At 39.2% G+C, this 18095-nt stretch carries 17 protein-coding genes; 6 read left to right on the forward strand and 11 right to left on the reverse strand.

Going from position 1 to position 18095, the window contains the following annotated elements:
- The first annotated feature begins 65 nt into the window (after positions 1–65).
- On the forward strand, positions 66–590 hold the full coding sequence (gene hfq, locus F936_RS07735) for an RNA chaperone Hfq (RefSeq protein WP_005046408.1): 525 nt from the start codon (positions 66–68) through the stop codon (positions 588–590).
- Between the two features lie 141 nt (positions 591–731).
- Positions 732–1592, forward strand: a complete 861-nt coding sequence (locus tag F936_RS07740) for a DMT family transporter (RefSeq protein ID WP_005046410.1) — start codon at positions 732–734, stop codon at positions 1590–1592.
- Positions 1593–1627: 35 nt separating this feature from the next.
- Here F936_RS07740 and nfsB read toward each other — a convergent pair whose 3' ends face one another.
- Entirely contained in the window at positions 1628–2281 is a 654-nt protein-coding gene (gene nfsB, locus F936_RS07745; RefSeq protein WP_005046412.1) for an oxygen-insensitive NAD(P)H nitroreductase, read from the reverse strand.
- 139 nt (positions 2282–2420) lie between these two features.
- Here nfsB and F936_RS07750 point away from each other — a divergent pair, with 139 nt between their 5' ends.
- Complete coding sequence (locus F936_RS07750) at positions 2421–2651, forward strand: hypothetical protein (protein WP_004643258.1); 231 nt, start codon at positions 2421–2423, stop codon at positions 2649–2651.
- Between the two features lie 7 nt (positions 2652–2658).
- Here the strand turns inward: F936_RS07750 and F936_RS07755 are convergent, their stop codons facing one another.
- Positions 2659–3378: a UDP-2,3-diacylglucosamine diphosphatase gene (locus F936_RS07755; RefSeq protein WP_005046415.1), complete on the reverse strand. Its 720-nt coding sequence runs from the start codon at positions 3376–3378 to the stop codon at positions 2659–2661.
- Positions 3379–3393: 15 nt separating this feature from the next.
- Positions 3394–3903, reverse strand: coding sequence for a peptidylprolyl isomerase (locus F936_RS07760; protein ID WP_003652397.1), 510 nt, complete (start codon positions 3901–3903; stop codon positions 3394–3396).
- Between the two features lie 168 nt (positions 3904–4071).
- Here F936_RS07760 and F936_RS07765 point away from each other — a divergent pair, with 168 nt between their 5' ends.
- Positions 4072–5799 carry a glutamine--tRNA ligase/YqeY domain fusion protein gene (locus tag F936_RS07765; protein ID WP_005039731.1) on the forward strand — a complete coding sequence of 576 codons (1728 nt, stop codon included), beginning with the start codon at positions 4072–4074 and terminating at the stop codon, positions 5797–5799.
- 113 nt (positions 5800–5912) lie between these two features.
- On the opposite strand, the gene F936_RS19505 is transcribed toward F936_RS07765, so the two are convergent.
- The 6 genes from F936_RS19505 to exaC all read right to left on the reverse strand — a co-directional run bounded on the left by F936_RS19505 (position 5913) and on the right by exaC (position 12483).
- Entirely contained in the window at positions 5913–6026 is a 114-nt protein-coding gene (locus F936_RS19505; RefSeq protein ID WP_080592263.1) for a hypothetical protein, read from the reverse strand.
- Positions 6027–6196: 170 nt separating this feature from the next.
- Entirely contained in the window at positions 6197–6919 is a 723-nt protein-coding gene (locus F936_RS07770; RefSeq protein WP_004643254.1) for a glutamine amidotransferase, read from the reverse strand.
- Positions 6920–7085: 166 nt separating this feature from the next.
- Entirely contained in the window at positions 7086–7901 is an 816-nt protein-coding gene (eutC, locus tag F936_RS07775; protein ID WP_005046419.1) for an ethanolamine ammonia-lyase subunit EutC, read from the reverse strand.
- 10 nt (positions 7902–7911) lie between these two features.
- Positions 7912–9297 carry an ethanolamine ammonia-lyase subunit EutB gene (locus F936_RS07780; protein ID WP_005046422.1) on the reverse strand — a complete coding sequence of 462 codons (1386 nt, stop codon included), beginning with the start codon at positions 9295–9297 and terminating at the stop codon, positions 7912–7914.
- A 16-nt stretch (positions 9298–9313) separates the two neighbouring features.
- On the reverse strand, positions 9314–10750 hold the full coding sequence (eat, locus tag F936_RS07785; RefSeq protein WP_005046423.1) for an ethanolamine permease: 1437 nt from the start codon (positions 10748–10750) through the stop codon (positions 9314–9316).
- 221 nt (positions 10751–10971) lie between these two features.
- Positions 10972–12483: an acetaldehyde dehydrogenase ExaC gene (gene exaC / locus F936_RS07790; protein WP_003652388.1), complete on the reverse strand. Its 1512-nt coding sequence runs from the start codon at positions 12481–12483 to the stop codon at positions 10972–10974.
- Between the two features lie 142 nt (positions 12484–12625).
- On the opposite strand from exaC, the gene F936_RS07795 reads away from it, so the two are divergent.
- Positions 12626–13816: a helix-turn-helix domain-containing protein gene (locus F936_RS07795; RefSeq protein WP_005046425.1), complete on the forward strand. Its 1191-nt coding sequence runs from the start codon at positions 12626–12628 to the stop codon at positions 13814–13816.
- Here the strand turns inward: F936_RS07795 and F936_RS07800 are convergent.
- Positions 13809–14780, reverse strand: coding sequence for an alpha/beta hydrolase (locus F936_RS07800; protein ID WP_004643245.1), 972 nt, complete (start codon positions 14778–14780; stop codon positions 13809–13811). The two genes, F936_RS07795 and F936_RS07800, sit on opposite strands and share 8 nt — an antisense overlap.
- Positions 14781–14975: 195 nt before the next feature.
- Positions 14976–16148 (reverse strand): iron-dependent methanol dehydrogenase, encoded by a 1173-nt coding sequence (gene mdh / locus F936_RS07805; RefSeq protein ID WP_005046428.1) that lies wholly within the window; start codon positions 16146–16148, stop codon positions 14976–14978.
- A 230-nt stretch (positions 16149–16378) separates the two neighbouring features.
- Between mdh and F936_RS07810 the strand changes: the two genes are divergently transcribed.
- Positions 16379–18091 (forward strand): AAA family ATPase, encoded by a 1713-nt coding sequence (locus tag F936_RS07810; protein ID WP_005046431.1) that lies wholly within the window; start codon positions 16379–16381, stop codon positions 18089–18091.
- Positions 18092–18095 lie beyond the last annotated feature (4 nt).

Consider the following 18095-nt stretch of genomic DNA (forward strand, 5'->3'; position numbering starts at 1 on the left):
TTTTTAGTTGAAAAATAAAGATAGTTTTTTTGCGCTGATTTAAAATTTTTTTTTTGGAGTTAAAAATGTCTAAAGGTCAAACTTTACAAGATCCGTTCTTAAATTCTCTCCGTAAAGAACGTATCCCTGTTTCTATTTTCCTTGTGAACGGTATTAAATTACAGGGTCATATTGAATCATTTGACCAATATGTTGTTTTATTAAAAAATACAGTAAGTCAAATGGTTTACAAACACGCGATTTCAACTGTTGTTCCAGCACGTAACCCACGCCCAGCAGGCGCACAAGGTACAGGCTTCCCAGCACAAGGTGGCACACAAGGCGGTTTTGGTGGTCAACCTACTGGTGGCTTCGGTGGCGCTCAAGGCGGTGGCTTCGGTGGCGCTCAAGGTGGCTTCGGTGGCGCTCAAGGCGGCTTCGGTGGTCAAGGCGGCTTCGGCGGTGGTCAAGGTGGCGGCTTCGGCGGTCAAGGTGGCTTCGGCGGTCAAGGTGGTGGTTTCGGTGGTCAAGGCGGCTTCGGTGGTCATCAAGGTGGTTTTGACAACGATACTAAATTTGAAGATGGTCAAGAAGACGAAAATAATCGTTAATTGATATCTAAAAAAGAAACCAGTCAGATAATGACTGGTTTTTTTATGTTTATTTAAAAGTTAATTCAAAATATTAAACTCATCAGAGGTCATGATTTGACCATGGTGACTCATATATTTAAATAAATAGAGTTTTAATCGATGATATTAATATTGGCTGCTGCTTTAAGTAGTGTTTTGGTGTCTATCCTATTAAAAAACTTAAAGAAAAAAGGGTATCAGCCATTACAAATGATTGCATGGAACTATGCGAGCGCGAGTTTTCTTTGCTTTTGGTGGTTTCAGCCTGATATTCAACATATTTCAATACAAAAGACCCCTTGGTGGTTAATTGTTACATTGGGACTGATTTTGCCTAGTATTTTTCTGTGTTTAGCTAAGTCACTAGAATATGCAGGAATTGTTAAGACCGAAGTTGCACAGCGCCTTTCCGTCGTACTTTCTTTACTCGCAGCTTATTTCTTTTTTCATGAACAATTTAATGCATTAAAGCTATGGGGAATAGGTTTAGGAATTTTTGCTGTTTTACTTGTCCTTTTTGGACAAATGAGTACTTCCTCGAATCATCAATCTCGAAAAGCGATTTTTGCTCTATTAAGTGTTTGGTGTGGATATGCCGCAGTAGATATTCTCTTAAAATATACGAGTAGTTTAGGTCTTCAATTTACACTCACTTTGAATCTTATTTTTATTACAGCTTTTATATTATCAATTTCATATTTATTGGTGCAGAAAACCCAAAAATGGCAGCTTAAAAGTGCTATAGCTGGATTGATATTAGGTGTACTTAATTTTTCGAATATTGCTTTATATGTGAAAGCTCATATTCTTTTAAAGGATTCACCTGCAATTGTTTTTGCAAGTATGAATATTCTTGTGGTGTTATTAGGCATTGCAAGTGGCGTTATTTTATATAAAGAAAAATTAAAATGGCCGACCACTTTAGGTATTTTATTTGGGATAAGTGGTGTGATTTGTTTAGCTAGGGCAATGGCTTTATAGTTCAAGAGACTTGAATCTCTTGAACTATTCTAATTTTATAAATAGGTAAAAATAACTTCATCTGGTAGGCGTGATTTTGGTAGTTTGGCATTAAAATCGTTTTCACTGCGATAACCTAGGGAAACAATGACTGAACTACGTAAGCCTTTTTCTGTTAAACCTAACTCAGTATTTAAAATGTCTTCATCAAAGCCGCCCATTGGGGTTGCATCAATTCCTTCTAAACCCGCAGCAAAAAGTAGTTGCCCCAGAGCAATGAATGTTTGATTTTCCATCCATCCAAATAAATTTTTCTGCTCATTTCGATAGAACTCAACATAGCCATGGCGAGTATCTTTTTGGCCTAATTTAGCTTTTTCATCTTTAAAACGACCACTTAAATCATCTTGTTCAAGTAATTGATCTAAATATTCAGATGAAATGTCTGTTTTTGTGCAGAATACAAGTGTGTGTGATGACTCAAGCACTTTAGGACCATTGTAAGCATATTTACCTGTTAAGGCTTTCGCTATTCTTTCTTTAGCTGCAAGGTTATCTGCAACGAAAAAGTGCCAAGGCTGTATATTCACTGAAGAAGGTGAAAAACGTAAAATTTCTAATAATTTATTAATTTTTTCTTGAGGAATTTTCTTTTCAGAATCATACGCTTTTGTTGTGTAGCGGCTTTTAACAGAATTCAATAGGTCCATAGGTCTACTCCATATCAATCTTATGGCAATTGAGAGAATTTAATCTTTGTCATCATACGCTATTTTATTCAAAAACATTTCCTATGTAATTTGATAAAGAAATATAATGTTTATATAAAAGTTTAGTAATCTATTGAAAATGATTGATTTAATGCCAACCGATGCAAAGAGTAAGCTGCGAGAAATTAGAATTGTTAAAGCTTTTATCATTCTTATATTTGTATTGAGTCTTCTTATTTTATACATTGAGTATCACGATCATGCACATATAAGCTGGAAATTTATTTTTATTGCCAGCATGTGTGTGATTTACGATTCTGATTTAAATAAAAAAATTAAAGAATTGAAAGTTGAAATAAAAAGTGACTAATTTCTAGCTAATAATTCCAGACAATCAATTCGAGCTGTTGCGTATTTGAGGATGGATCAATTTCCAAAATATAAGCCTGATCTTCACGCCAATCGCCAAGAACAATTCGTTGTTTAGCTTGCACTTGATGAATTGAAGGGCGATGAGTATGCCCATGAATCAGTGTATCTACATCTGCTAAAGCAGACAGAACTGCTTGCTCATTCACATCCATGATTTCATAGCTTTTTTGCTGTTTATCCGCGGAACTTCTCTTGCGGAAGCCATTAACCAACTTAGTGCGAAAACTGAGTGGAGTTCGGCGTAAAAGAGCAACTAAGAGAGGATTTCGAATAATCTTTTTAAATCTTTGATAAGAAACGTCATCTGTACATAATGCATCGCCGTGTTCTAGACGGTATTGATGTCCTGCAATATTGAGGGAATAAATGTCAGGTAATAAGACGCCATTAAATTTATTGAGGAAAACTTGATTAAGAGCAAAATCACGGTTACCGACTTGAAAGTAAACCCGATTACCCTTTTGAGTAAAAGCCTTTAAGGCATCGACAATTTCATCGAGCCATGGTGCTGAATAGTCATCTCCAATCCAGGCATTAAACCAATCGCCTAAAATGTAGAGCTGAGTATTTTTATCTTGGTAATGCACCAATAAGTCTAAAAACCCTCGAACGAGTCGAGGGTGTTCAGGTGACAAATGTAAATCTGAGATAAACAGATAAGTCACAGCTTTATCCTAAAATTATTCAGAAATAATTTTAGCAGATTCGATTACAACGTTTTCTAAAGGAACGTCAGCGTGATAACCACGGTTACCAGTGCGAACACCTTTGATCGCTTCAACAATGTCTAGACCTTCAACAACTTTACCAAATACAGCATAACCCCAACCTTGAGCAGTTTTAGAGGTATGGTTCAAGAAAGAGTTATTTTTCACGTTGATAAAGAATTGAGCAGACGCTGAGTGAGGAGCTTGAGTACGCGCCATTGCAATCGTACCTTCGTCGTTGCTTAAACCGTTATCAGCTTCATTTTCAATTGAATCACGTGTTGCTTTTTCTTTGAAGTTTTCATCCATACCGCCACCTTGGATCATGAAACCATCAATGACGCGGTGGAAAATAACGCCGTCATAAAAACCGTCACGTACATATTCTAAAAAGTTTGCTACTGTTTTAGGTGCTTTTTCAGCATTCAGTTCAAGAACAATACGACCTTTATTGGTGTTTAATTCGACTTGAGGAAAACTCATTACATTAATCTCCTAAACATGGGCTTATGACCATGGGTTTTTGGTTGAGAGAAGCATAAGCAAACTGTAAACTACAAGGCAAGTAAAAAACGTTAAAATCTTTGTTAAAAATGAAGATAGCGTTTAAATTTTTCGAAATTTTATCTACAAAGAAGTGATTGATACACTATGAAGCCTAATGATGTTGTCTCGAGCCTGCCAAATAACCCGACACCGAATACTCATGCCTCTGTCGATTCTGCGCAGCAAGAACAACAGGCTGGCTTAGATTTTGTTCGCCAAGTCATTACTGAAGACTTGGCTGCTGGACGTGCAAATCAGATCGTAACGCGTTTTCCACCAGAACCAAATGGTTATTTGCATATTGGTCATGTAAAAGCGATTTGCCTAAACTTTGGTGTGGCTGAAGAGTTTGATGGTTTATGTAATTTACGTTTTGACGATACAAACCCTGATGCTGAAGAACAAGAGTACGTTGACGGTATTGCGAATGATGTGAAATGGCTTGGTTTTAACTGGAATGGTGAGCCACGCTATGCATCAAGTTATTTTGATCAATTATATGCATGGGCTGTTCAATTAATTGAGCAAGGTGATGCTTATGTTGATTTACAGTCTCCAGAAGAAATTAAGTTAAACCGCGGTAGTTTTGTTGAACCGGGTAAAAATTCACCATACCGTGATGCATCTGTTGAAGAAAACCTTGCTCGCTTTGAAAAAATGCGCAGTGGGGAATTTAAAGAGGGCGAAGCTGTGCTACGTGCCAAAATTGATATGGCAAGCCCAAACGTACACATGCGTGACCCAATTTTATATCGCGTATTGCATTCAGAGCATCACCAAACAGGTGATAAATGGAAAATCTATCCAATGTATGACTATGCTCATCCATTGTCTGATGCTATTGAGGGGATTACTCATTCGCTTTGTACATTAGAGTTCCAAGATCACCGTCCGTTTTATGACTGGATTGTAGAAAAGGTAAAATCTAAAGCAGTTCCACATCAGTATGAATCTTCACGTTTAAACGTGGACTACACCATTACATCAAAACGTAAATTACGTAAATTGGTGGAAGGTGGTCATGTGAATGGTTGGGATGACCCGCGCATGCCAACAGTAGTAGGTATGCGTCGTCGTGGTTTTACTCCAGAGGGTTTACGTGATTTCTGTAAACGTGTAGGTGTATCAAAAACTGATGGTATTGTAGATGTTGCAATGCTTGAGTTCTGTATTCGCCAATCTTTGGAAAATACAGCTGCGCGTGGTATGGCTGTTTTAAGCCCACTTAAAGTGACTTTGACCAATTTACCAGAAGATATGGATCTTACGCATGCTCGCCATCCTAACGTTGATATGGGTGATCGTGTAATTCCTTTAACTAAGGAAATCTATATTGACCGTAAAGACTTTGAGGAAGTACCGCCAAAAGGCTTTAAACGTTTAATTCCTGACGGTGAAGTGCGTTTACGTCATGCTTACGTGATTAAATGTGATGAAGTCATTAAGGATGCTAATGGTGAAGTGGTTGAGTTGAAATGTTCAATTGACCCTGAAACTCTAGGTAAAAACCCTGAAGGTCGTAAAGTGAAAGGCGTAATTCACTGGGTATCTGCAACCAAAGGTATTCCTGCTGAAGTACGTATTTACGATCGTTTGTTCACAGAAGCAGACCCTGAAACAGGTGATGATTTCTTGGCAAACCTAAATCCAGATTCGATGAAAGTATTAGAAGCTGTAATTGAACCTGCTTTAGCACAAGCGAGTCCTGAAGATCGTTTCCAGTTTGAACGTGAAGGTTATTTCGTTGCAGATCAGCACGATCATTCACCTGAAAAACCAGTGTTTAACCGTATTCTCGATTTGAAAGATAGCTTTAAGCCTGAGAAAAAGTAACACGAGTAACAGGTTTTGAGTAAATAGCAGATATAAAAAAGCCCAACTCAGTTGGGCTTTTTTATATCTATTTTCTTACATATATTATTCTTTATTGCGCTTTGGCAAATAAGCTAAGCTGGATTAACCACATAAAAATAAAGAACAATGATTATAAGAAGAATAAATGCTAGCGATAAATAAGTATTTACCGTGTTAAAGCTTTTAATAAATTTCAGGATTTCCATAGTAAATCAGCGTTTATTTTATGTTACAAAATGAATAAATTAATAATACACGGAAATTAATTATAAAGGTTCCCAAAGATAGATTAATAATCCATCTTTGGGTGAAAAATAAGCATTTGGCTTTATGGATATAATTCAATTAATTAATTATTAAATTGTATTTTTATAATTTAACCACTATATCCAATACGTTTGAGAAATTTTTGAATAATTTCAAATGCAGCATGTTCGAGCGCTTGAGCGTATTGCAAATTATCTTCGCGAAGCTTTGGAATCGAAATATTTGCATGGCGAAGTTCACATGTATGGCCAATTAACCATTTTTCAAAATGCTCTTCAGTGGTTTCAATGTGGAACTGCAAGGCAAGAATATTATTCCCGACCTCAAATGCCTGATTGGTATAAACATCAGAACTTGCTAAAAGTACTGCATTTTCAGGAAGGTCGAAAGTGTCACCATGCCAATGTAGAACATGCACATTATTAAGCAAACCAGATAAAACCTGATTAGCGCGTAGGCTTAAACTCAGTGGACCCCAGCCAATTTCTTTTTGATGTCCTGCATATACTTTTGCGCCAAGTGCATGAGCAATAAGCTGTGCGCCTAGGCAAATGCCCAGAGTAGGTTTATCAGCTGCTAAACGTTGTTTGAGTAAAGCAATTTCATCTTTTAAGAATGGATAATCGTCAGTTTCATAAACTCCGATTGGACCACCTAAAATAATGGTTAAACCTTCATGTGAAAAAGCAGGAGTTAAATCATCAACACCCGCCTCAAAATAACGGACTCGAAATCCGAGTTGATAAAAGACATCTTCTAATGAACCTAAGTCTTCGAAAGCAAGATGCTGAATGGCATAAATAGTTTTAGGGAAGGCGTTTGTTGTGCTCATAGAAATGATTCATAGAAGATCAATACGTGGAGTATAGCGATAAATATAAAGAAGAGAATATCTGTATAAATCGCCAATATCCGAAAATTGATATTTTTCGTTAAAATGATGTTGTTATGCAAAGGATTATCTATTTATGAATAAATCCCTAAACATATTCTACTGTTTAAAATAATAGCTTTTGAGTTTCCTCAAGGCCTATGTTTGAAAGTTGATGTTCATCTTTTAAATTAACGCCTGAAAAACCGAGTTGTTTTGATTTTTTCATTAATGCGATTAAACGTTGTACTGCAACTGGAATACTTAAGCCTGCTGGGCGAACATTTGAAATACAATTGCGTTTCGCATCGAGGCAGCCTGAATATGCATTCCATGTATAGTAAATGCCCATACTGTCCGGAGAGCTTAGTCCCGGACGTTCTCCAATAAGCATAACAAGCATAGATGCTTTGAAAATTTCTGCGACTTCATCGCCAAGAGCAACTCGGCTACCTGTCGCAAGTGTAATTGGTGCAAGACTCCAGTTTTCTTGCTGAATTTGTTCGCTTAGCGCTGTAATAAATGCCACAGCATTCGCTTCAATTGCTCTTGCAGAGAGTCCGTCACCTACCACAATACAAACATCGTATTGTTGTGGATTTTCTGCATATTCCTTAATTAAGACATCTTTTGATTGGCTTGAAAGCTGACGTCCTAAATCTGGGCGTTTAAGGTAAATTTCTTTATTGGATGCATTACTTTGTACATGAATGCTTGGAAGCTGTATTTGCTGTAATTGTTCAGATAAATGAAAAACGTCCAGATCTTGATAAACAGCATCTTTTGCTTGTGCATGAGACAACTGGAATTCAAGTAAGGCTCGTGTTGGGATACTGCAACCTGCACGACCCAAAGCAATACGGGCATCGGTAAACTGTTTAAGTTTTTCCCACTGATCTTGATGAGTAGAAGATGGATATTGAATATCACGGTTCAGTTTCATGGCGTTCTCCCTAATTCATGAGCAGGCGAGAGAATTGGTCGGGCATGTGGTCTGCCCAACAAATTTGAGAGTTTTGCTGTTTAAAAATGCCCTGTTGTTCAAGCCAAGCAGAAAACTCAGGAGCGGGTTTTAAACCTAAGAGTTGTCTTAGATAAAGGGCATCATGGAACGAAGTCGTTTGATAATTGAGCATGACATCATCTGAACCCGGAATTCCCATAATAAAGTTGATGCCCGCGGCGCCAAATAAGGTGAGAAGTACATCCATATCATTTTGGTCTGCATCGGCATGGTTGGTGTAACAAATGTCGCAACCCATTGGTACACCAAGTAACTTGCCACAAAAGTGGTCTTCTAGACCTGCGCGTATAATTTGTTTGCCGTTAAAAAGATACTCTGGGCCAATAAAACCGACGACTGTATTTACTAAAAGCGGATTATATTTTCGGGCTACGGCATAGGCACGGGTTTCCAATGTTTGCTGGTCAACGCCGTGATGTGCGTTGCTTGATAAGGCGCTGCCTTGGCCCGTTTCAAAGTACATAACATTTTGTCCAATGGTCCCGCGTTTGAGTGCGAGCGTGGCTTCATATCCTTCTTGGAGTAAATCAAGTGAAATTCCAAAACCTTCGTTAGCTAGTTGGGTGCCAGCGATTGATTGAAACATTAAATCAATCGGCACATTTTTTTCAGCGAGTTGAATACCTGAGCTGATATGCGTGAGTACACAAGATTGCGTCGGAATTTGATATTCCTGAATTACATGATCAAGTAATTTCAGTAGCTCTGACAAATTATGTAGATTATCTGTTGCAGGGTTAATGCCAATCACAGCGTCACCATTGCCATACATCAAGCCATCTAAAATACTGGCAGAAATACCAAGAACATCGTCGGTAGGGTGATTTGGTTGCAAACGGGTAGAAAGATGGCCTTTTAGACCAATGGTGTTGCGAAACTGGGTAACGACTTCACATTTGCTGGCGACATAAATCAAATCTTGATTGCGCATAATTTTGCTGACAGCAGCCACCATTTCTGGAGTTAAACCTGATGCTAATGCTTTTAAGCTTTGTGCAGTTGCTTCTTCTCCAAGTAACCAATTCCGAAAATCACCTACTGTAAAGTGTGAAATAGGAGCAAAGGCTGCCAGATCATGTTCATCAATAATCAGTCGCGTAATTTCATCTGTTTCGTAATCGACCACTACTTCATTTAAAAAAGTTTTAAGTGGTACATCGGCCAGTGTCATTTGTGCCGCAACATGTTCAGTTGCATCTCTGGCAGCTACACCTGCTAACTCATCGCCTGAACGTAATGGCGTTGCTTTTGCCATTAAAGTTTTTAGGTCAGCAAAGTGATATTGCTGATTGGCGACAATATTGCGATAACTCATGGTTGCATCCTTTTATTTATAGCTCTTGTTCAGCAGCTTTAATATTTGCAAACTCTTCTTCTGGCGTACCTTTAACTAAATGATAGCGACTGTAGAATAAAAAGTAAGCAATAAATGCAGCATAAATAGCAGCAGCAATAAACCAGACTTTAGGGTTAACCACAAAACCTGCAACTACCGCAGCCACTGCTAAAACTAATGCAATACTTGAGGTCACAATGCCACCTGGTGTTTTATAGGGACGGGGCATGTCGGGTTTAGATAGGCGTAATTTGATGTGGGATAAGAGAATCAATACATAAGAAATAGTTGCACCAAAAACGGCAATTAAAATCAGTGAATCACCTTCTTTAGTAAGTGAAAGCAAGAAACCGATAATGCCCGGAATAATAATTGCGAGATAAGGGGCTTTATTTTTATTGGTTAAAGAGAGTGAGGTTGGTAAATAGCCAGCACGTGACAATGCAAAGATTTGACGGGAATAGGCATAGATAATTGAAAAGAAACTCGCGATTAAACCTGCTAAACCGACAAAGTTTACAAAGGTCGCAAGCCAAGTGTTGCTGCCATAAACTTTAACCAGAGCATCGACGAGAGGAGCGCCTGAGTTTTGTAAAGTACTTGCACCTGCTGCGCCCGCACCCAAGAATAAAATGAGCATGGCAAACGCCGTTAATATGAGCATTGCACCGATTAAACCGCGTGGGAGAGATTTGGCTGGATCTTTTGCTTCTTCTGCTGCTAAAGGAACACCTTCAACCGCAAGAAAAAACCAGATAGCAAATGGAACTGCTGCCCATATACCTAAGTAACCATGGGGTAAGAAACGACTAGCGCCAGCTGCTGTACCGACTGGAATATCTAACAGGTTTTGTGCATTAAAATGCGGGATCATTGCTGCAATAAATACAATAAGAGCAACTGCTGCAACAAGCGTAATTGCAAACATGATTTTTAAGGCTTCGCCAGCACCTTTCAAATGTATGCCCATAAAAATCGCATAGCAGGCGAGGTAAATCATCCAGCCATTAATTCCAAATAAAGATTCGCAATAACCGCCAATAAATACGGCAATAGCAGCAGGGGCAATCGCGTATTCAATTAAAATAGCTGTACCTGTTAAATAGCCACCAAAAGGACCAAAGGCAGCACGCGCAAAACTATAACCGCCACCTGCTGTCGGCATCATGGTGGACATTTCTGACATAGAAAGACATAGGCACAGGTACATGATTGCAGCGAGGGCAGTGGCAATAAACATACCACCCCAACCACCTTGGGCAATACCGAAGTTCCAACCGGCAAAATCACCAGATATCACATAAGCCACGCCTAAACCAATCAGGAGTAACCAACCCACGGTACCTTGTTTAAGTTGACGCTGAGCAAAATATTCTGCTGATGAAACTTCTGCGCTTGAAGCAATAACGGAAGTTGTTTCTGGTTGATTCATACAATACTCCTGCGAGTGGGTTTGTATGAATCAATGCAAAAGCAATGCCTAAATGAAGCACTTTCGATAATAGATGGCGCTTTTTTATTCCAAATGATAAAAACTTGAGAACTAACAATACTAAATAAAGAAGCCAGTAATCTAAATTACTGGCTTCTTACATAATTAATGAGCTTACTTCTTTCTAATGTTGATAATCTGGTATCAACTTGGTGCAGAACTTAGAAGAAGCCCATTGGTTTAGTTGAATAACTAACCAACAAGTTTTTAGTTTGTTGATAATGATCTAGCATCATCTTGTGGTTTTCACGACCAATACCTGATTTTTTGTAGCCACCAAATGCAGCATGTGCAGGGTAGATGTTGTAGCAGTTTGTCCAGACACGGCCCGCCTCAATGGCACGACCCGCACGATAAGAAATGTGAGCTGAACGTGACCATACACCTGCACCTAAACCATACATGGTGTCATTGGCAATTTTAATTGCATCGTCAAAGTCTTTGAACGTTGTCACAGCAAGTACAGGTCCAAAAATTTCTTCTTGGAAAACTTGCATGCCATTGTGACCTTTAAAAATAGTCGGATCAACATAGAAGCCATCGCCTACTTCTTTACGGCCACTACCACCAAGTAAGAGTTCTGCACCTTCTTCACGACCAGTGTTAATACAACGTAAGATTTTCTCTTGCTGTTGTAGAGATGCTTGAGCGCCAATCATGGTTTCAGTATCAAGTGGATGACCAGTTTTAATACGTTTTACACGCTCTACAGCCAACTCCAAGAACTGATCAGCAATACTTTCTTGTACTAAAGCACGAGAAGGGCAAGTACATACTTCACCTTGGTTCAAGGCAAACATCGCAAAACCTTCAAGTGTTTTTTCTAAGAAATCATCTTCTTTATCCATGATATCTTCAAAGAAAAGGTTTGGTGACTTACCGCCAAGTTCTAATGTCACTGGAATAATATTTTCGGTTGCATATTGCATGACCATTTGTCCAGTTTGAGTTGAACCTGTGAACGCGATTTTGGCAATACGTGGGTTTGTCGCTAACGGACGACCGACTTCTGAACCGAAACCATTAACAATATTAAGTACACCCGGCGGTAAGATATCTTGGATGAGTTCAGCCACCAGTAAAATACCTACAGGTGTTTGCTCTGCTGGTTTAATCACGACACAGTTACCCGCCGCTAGAGCAGGAGCAAGTTTCCATGCTGCCATTAAAATCGGGAAGTTCCATGGAATGATTTGGCCAACCACACCTAATGGTTCATGAAAATGGTAGGCAATTGTATCTTCATCAATTTCAGAGATCCCGCCTTCTTGAGCACGAATACAACCTGCGAAATAACGGAAATGGTCAATCGCAAGTGGAAGGTCTGCTGCTAAAGTTTCACGAACCGCTTTACCGTTATCCCAAGTTTCTGCAACAGCAAGCATTTCAAGATTTGCTTCTAAACGATCAGCAATTTTTAAAAGTATATTAGAGCGTACCGTTGGTGAGGCTTTATTCCATGTTGCTTTCGCTTTATGTGCTGCATCTAGAGCAAGTTCGATATCTTCGGCACTAGAGCGTGGAATACGGGTGAAAGCTTTTCCATCAACAGGAGATACATTATCAAAATATGCACCCTTTACAGGTGCAACCCATTCACCGCCAATAAAATTTTCATATTGTGATTTAAATTGAACTTTTGAGCCTGGTTGATTTGGATCGATATAGCGCATATAAATATTCCTTTGCTTTTTAGGACTAAAGACTAACAAGAACCCTGTCAGTAGGTACTTTCGTACTTTGTATAATTAGGATATAAAGAAGAAGGTTGGAGAAAGGTTGGAATAGAAATGTGGATATATAAGGAATTTACAAATGTTCACAAAAAAGGATTTATTGCAGCAACGGACGTTGATTGATCAACTGCGTACGCAAAATAGTCTCTCTCCTCAAAATGCTGCCAAACTGGGTCAAAGTATTGCAAGTTCATGGGAACGGTCAGCCTCTGCTGCGATTCCTAAAGAGCGTTTTGCTGCTCCATTAGTCGAGAAAAAATCTGCTTCACAAAATGCTTTAGATATGGCTTTAAGTCAGTGTGCCGATAATTTACGTCATATCGCTGAACAATCCTCAATGGTGATCGCTGTTGGTGACATTGGTAGTACGATCATTTGGACGGCAACAAGTGCTCAAATGCAAAGTGCAGCTGAGCGTGTTCACTTTGTGCAGGGTGGGCAATGGCGTGAAGAATTTGTTGGCACCAATGCATTGGCTTTGTCTTTAAAAACTCAGCAATCAAGCTGTGTTTTTTCCAATGAACATTATATGGAATCGATTCATGATTGGGTGTGCTATGCCGCGCCAATTATCGATCCATACTCAAAACAAACCCTTGGCGTGGTTGATTTATCAACCACATGGAAGAATCATAATAGTTTAGGAATATTGGCTGCTGAACGTTGTGCATCAATTATTCAATCTGCCTTGCTAGAGCAGCAGCGTCAGCAATTACATATTCGTGCATTTTCGACGCCACAAGTTAAATTTAATGGCAAAAGTTTGTTATTAACACCGCGTCAAATTGAAATTTTGACGATATTGGCCTTATGTCCACATGGCTTAACTTTAGAGCATCTTTATCAGGCGCTCTATGGCGAACGTAAAGTCAGTATGGGTACGCTTAAAGCTGAAATGTCTCAACTTCGAGATATTTTGGGTGGTTTACTTGGATCTCGGCCATATCGTTTGCTTGTACATGTTGAAGCTGATTTTTTACAAGCTGAACAGGCACTGGATGCGGGATATGCGGCTTCTGCTTTGCAGCTTTACACAGGTGTTTTTCTGGCAAAAACTGAAAGTCCGTTTTTATGTGCATGGCGTGATTGCCTCGAATCACGTTTAAGCGATGCAATTTTTAAAACGCAAGAAACAGATTTATTACTTAAGCATTTAGCTCATTTCCCTGAAGCAATCGATGCGGTAGAACGTCTTATGGAGTTAGTACCTATCGAACATCCCGCGCATCAATTGCTGATGAAATACCTTGACTTGCCTAAGCTCAGTTAAGTGATTTTTGATCCAGCCACTGGAACAACTGTTGATAAACTTGTTCTCGTACTGGCTGGACAGAAAGGACTAAATCATGCAAGCCATTGTGAATAGAGACAACAGAGACATCTCCTTTAATTTTTTTACCGTGTTTTTTAATGTCTTTAACATCTAAAATCACATCACTTTGAGTCGCATCTACTCCCCATTTTTTAGGGTTTTTAGTTTGGTGGGAGTGCATAATCAGTGCAGGGATATCGAGTTTAACCCCGCGATGAATCTCTTTTTGTGCCGTATGAATCGCATGTACAAAACTGAGTTGAACAGTAGGGGCAGAAGTTGGTTTCCAGTCCAGATTAAAGTCCCATTCGCCTTTAAGTTCTTTGTGAAGACTCGCGGTGTACCATTTGTTAAGTTGGCTTGGGAATTTAACTTTAGGTAGATATTTTCCTACTCGGCTGAGCATTGGAATACCAAACTTTTTTTCGACCAAGCTTAAATTAAAGTCGTAAAATGGACTATTTGCCCACAGCGCTTTAACAAGAGGATGATTTGGGTGATGGGCAGCATAAAGCGTTGCTGTCAGACCACCTGTTGAATGACCTGCAAGCAAGACTTGTGTGTGTTGTTCTTTAGCAATGATATCTAATGCTTGAGTAATTTCGGCATCGTATTCACTTAAATCAAGCACATTATAGAAGATTTGATGGGGTAGTTTGGAACGACCGTATTTTCTTAAATCCAAGGCATAGAAGTCATAACCATGCGCGTTGAATTGTTCAGCCATTTCAGTTTGAAAGAAATAATCTAAAAAACCATGAATATACAGCACAGCTTTTTGAGTAGATTGAGCGGCCTTTTTACGCACTAAGGTAGCTACAACTTTACCTTCATAATCATCAGGAAAGTTGAGTGTGAGCTGTTCGTAGCCAGTACCTAAAATATCTGGAACATAATTTTGAGTAGCTGAGGATGTATTCATTTTTATCGAGCTATTGTAATTAAGACATGCTGAGTATCCTTCAATGAAATGGGTGAATTGTCAATCAGGTTTAGAGGTTGGATTGGAATAGAGGTTTAAAAAAAGGGAATACCGCTGGAGCTAAGTATTCCCCAAAAAGTAAGTCAACGGTCGGAGGGGTTTGACTTACTAGAGGGATGTGCCATTACATCAGTATTAAAGTGCTGCTTTAAAAATCTCCACAACTTGTGCATGATTTGCTTTACGTGGATTGGTCAGCATACATGCATCTTTTTGAGCATTATCGGCCATGACCGCAAGGTCTTCAGTTTTTACACCAAGCTCTGTTAAACCAGATGGAATACCAATGGATGAAGACAGTTTACGAATGGCATCAATTGCAGCATACGCAGCTTCCATCACAGTTAGTCCATGAGTTTTTACACCCATTAACTCTGCGATTTTTGCGTAGCGATCTGGGCAGGCAATTAAGTTAAATTCGCACACGTGTGGTAACAAGATTGCATTACATACGCCGTGAGGTAGGTTATAGAAACCGCCCAATTGATGCGCCATCGCATGTACATAACCTAAAGATGCATTGTTAAACGCCATACCAGCCAAGTATTGTGCATAGCTCATTGCATCACGTGCTTCGATGTTTTCACCATTTGCTACAGCAGGTTGTAACCATTGACTAATCATGGTGATGGCTTTTTCTGCACACGCATCGGTAATTGGGTTGGCCGCCGTAGAAACATAGGCTTCAACAGCATGGGTTAAAGCATCCATACCCGTTGCCGCTGTTAAACCAGCAGGTTTGGCAATCATGAGTTTCGGATCATCAATTGCAATGAGTGGGGTACAACGCCAGTCAACAATTGCCATTTTTACGTGAGTGTCTGTATTGGTAATAATACAGAAACGGGTCATTTCAGATGCAGTACCAGCCGTTGTATTCACTGCAATCAGTGGTGTCATTGGGACTTTACTTTTATCGATACCTTCATAGTCACGAATATGACCACCGCCAGCAGTGACTAGGCCAATCCCTTTTGCACAGTCATGAGATGAACCACCGCCTAGCGAGACAATAAAGTCACAGCCATTGTCGTTATAGGCATTTACGCCATTATGGACATTAATATCGGTTGGGTTAGGTTCTGCACCCGGAAAAATATGGCTAGCAACGCCTGCTTCGGTTAAATAGTTTGCGATAAGATCTGAGACACCAAATTTAAATAAGCCTTCATCGGTCACAATTAATGCTTTTTTTGCGCCGAGGTTTTGTGCCTTTGTACCAATTTCTTTGGCACATCCTGGTCCAAAGAGTGATACGCATGGAATATAAAAACCGTTTGTTTGATCTGCAATATTTTTAAAAGCCATGGAGTGATTCCTTCTTCCATAAATCCATTGTTTGTTATTACAGGTGAGCCTCACCATGGCCTTAGTATTGTGATGTGAAGATTATTTTCCTACCTACCAAAAACCTACCAAATATTATTTTAATGTTAATTATTGATTTATATTGATTTTACAGAAATTCTAGCTCATTCATTTAATTTTTTCGGGAAAGTCGTTAAGCTATGGGCTGTTGAAGATGTACTTATGAGATTATGAAACAGGAAACTGCGCTTAAACTGCTTAAAGCAGGTGAAAATGTCTTTTTAACCGGTTCGGCTGGTGCAGGGAAAACCTATACACTCAATCAGTACATCCAATACTTAAAAGCACGTAAAGTGCCTGTGGCTATTACGGCATCTACAGGTATTGCTGCAACGCATATGAACGGCATGACGATTCATACATGGGCAGGCATTGGGATTAAAGATCAGTTAACTGATGATGACCTAAAACGTATGAAAGAGCGTAAATATCTCAAGGAACACCTTGAAAATGCGCAAGTTCTCGTCATCGATGAAATTTCGATGTTACATGCGAAGCAGCTTAATCTGGTGAATCAGGTTTTAAAATATTTTAAAGAAAGCGATGAGGCATTTGGTGGTATCCAAGTCATTGTTGCCGGAGATTTCTTTCAGTTGCCACCAGTTGGACGTAATAGTGAAGCCAACCGTGACAAGTTTTGTTTTATGTCTGATGCATGGGTCGAAGCTAAATTCCGCGTATGTTATTTAACAGAACAACACCGCCAAGATGATGAAATCCTTAACCAGATTTTAAATGCCATTCGTGCGCAAAATATTCAATCAGATCATTTACACGCGTTACGTCAATCACGCTCGCATGATATTGGTGAGACCTTTACTCGTCTCTATACACACAATATAGATGTCGACAATATCAATTATCAGCACTTAAATGAAATTGATAATGAAGGGCATCAATTCAATGCGGTTTTAGATGGTAATGAAAAACTGGTAGAAACTTTAAAATCTTCGGTTCGTGCACCAGAAGAACTCACCTTAAAGAAACATGCAAAAGTCATGTTTGTAAAAAACAACTTTGATATGGGCTATATCAACGGGAGTTTAGGTGAAGTCATTGGTTTTGAAGAAGATGATGAAAACGGTTTGTTACCGAAGGTGAAACTAACCGATGGTACGACATTGCTGGTTGCACCTGAAACTTGGTCAGTTGAAAATGATGCAGGTAAAGTGATTGCCAGTTTCCAGCAAATTCCACTTCGTTTGGCATGGGCGATTACCATTCATAAAAGCCAAGGGATGACTTTAGAAGCTGCTGAAATTAACCTCATGAACACCTTTGAAAAAGGTCAGGGCTATGTTGCGCTTTCACGTTTGAAATCTTTAACTGGATTAAAGTTATTAGGTATTAACGAGCAAGCTCTAGAGCTAGATAGTTTGGCTGTAAAAGCCGATCGTCGTTTCCAAGAGCTGTCTAAAGAAGCCGAAGACAACTTTACAGATGTAGATTTAACTGCTCAGCACAAAGCATTTATTCGTCATTGTGGTGGAACTTTAAATGAAACCGAGATTTCTCGTAATGAGAAAAAACTCACAAAAGGTGGAAAGCAAAATTACGCCTCGGCAACGCTAGACGAAACACGTGCGTTGTTTGAAGAAGGCTATGAGATTGAAGATATTGCGCATGAACGTGGCCTTACCCCAGCGACAATCATTAACCATTTGGCACGACTTCATAAAGAACAAAAACTGGATATTTCGGTTGCCCATCCTGGAGAAGAAGTAGTCGAAGAAATCCGAAAAATTTATAAGAAACTGAAAAAGCGCCAAAATCCAGATCATTTTTCTGATGATGGTTCGATCAAACTAAGACCAATCGTTGAAGCAACCAGTCCTCGAATGGGATATGATCAGGTTCGATTAGCTTTATTATTTATTGAGTAAAGTT

Origin of the sequence: Acinetobacter calcoaceticus DSM 30006 = CIP 81.8, assembly GCF_000368965.1 — a bacterium.
GTDB classification, from domain to species: domain Bacteria; phylum Pseudomonadota; class Gammaproteobacteria; order Pseudomonadales; family Moraxellaceae; genus Acinetobacter; species Acinetobacter calcoaceticus.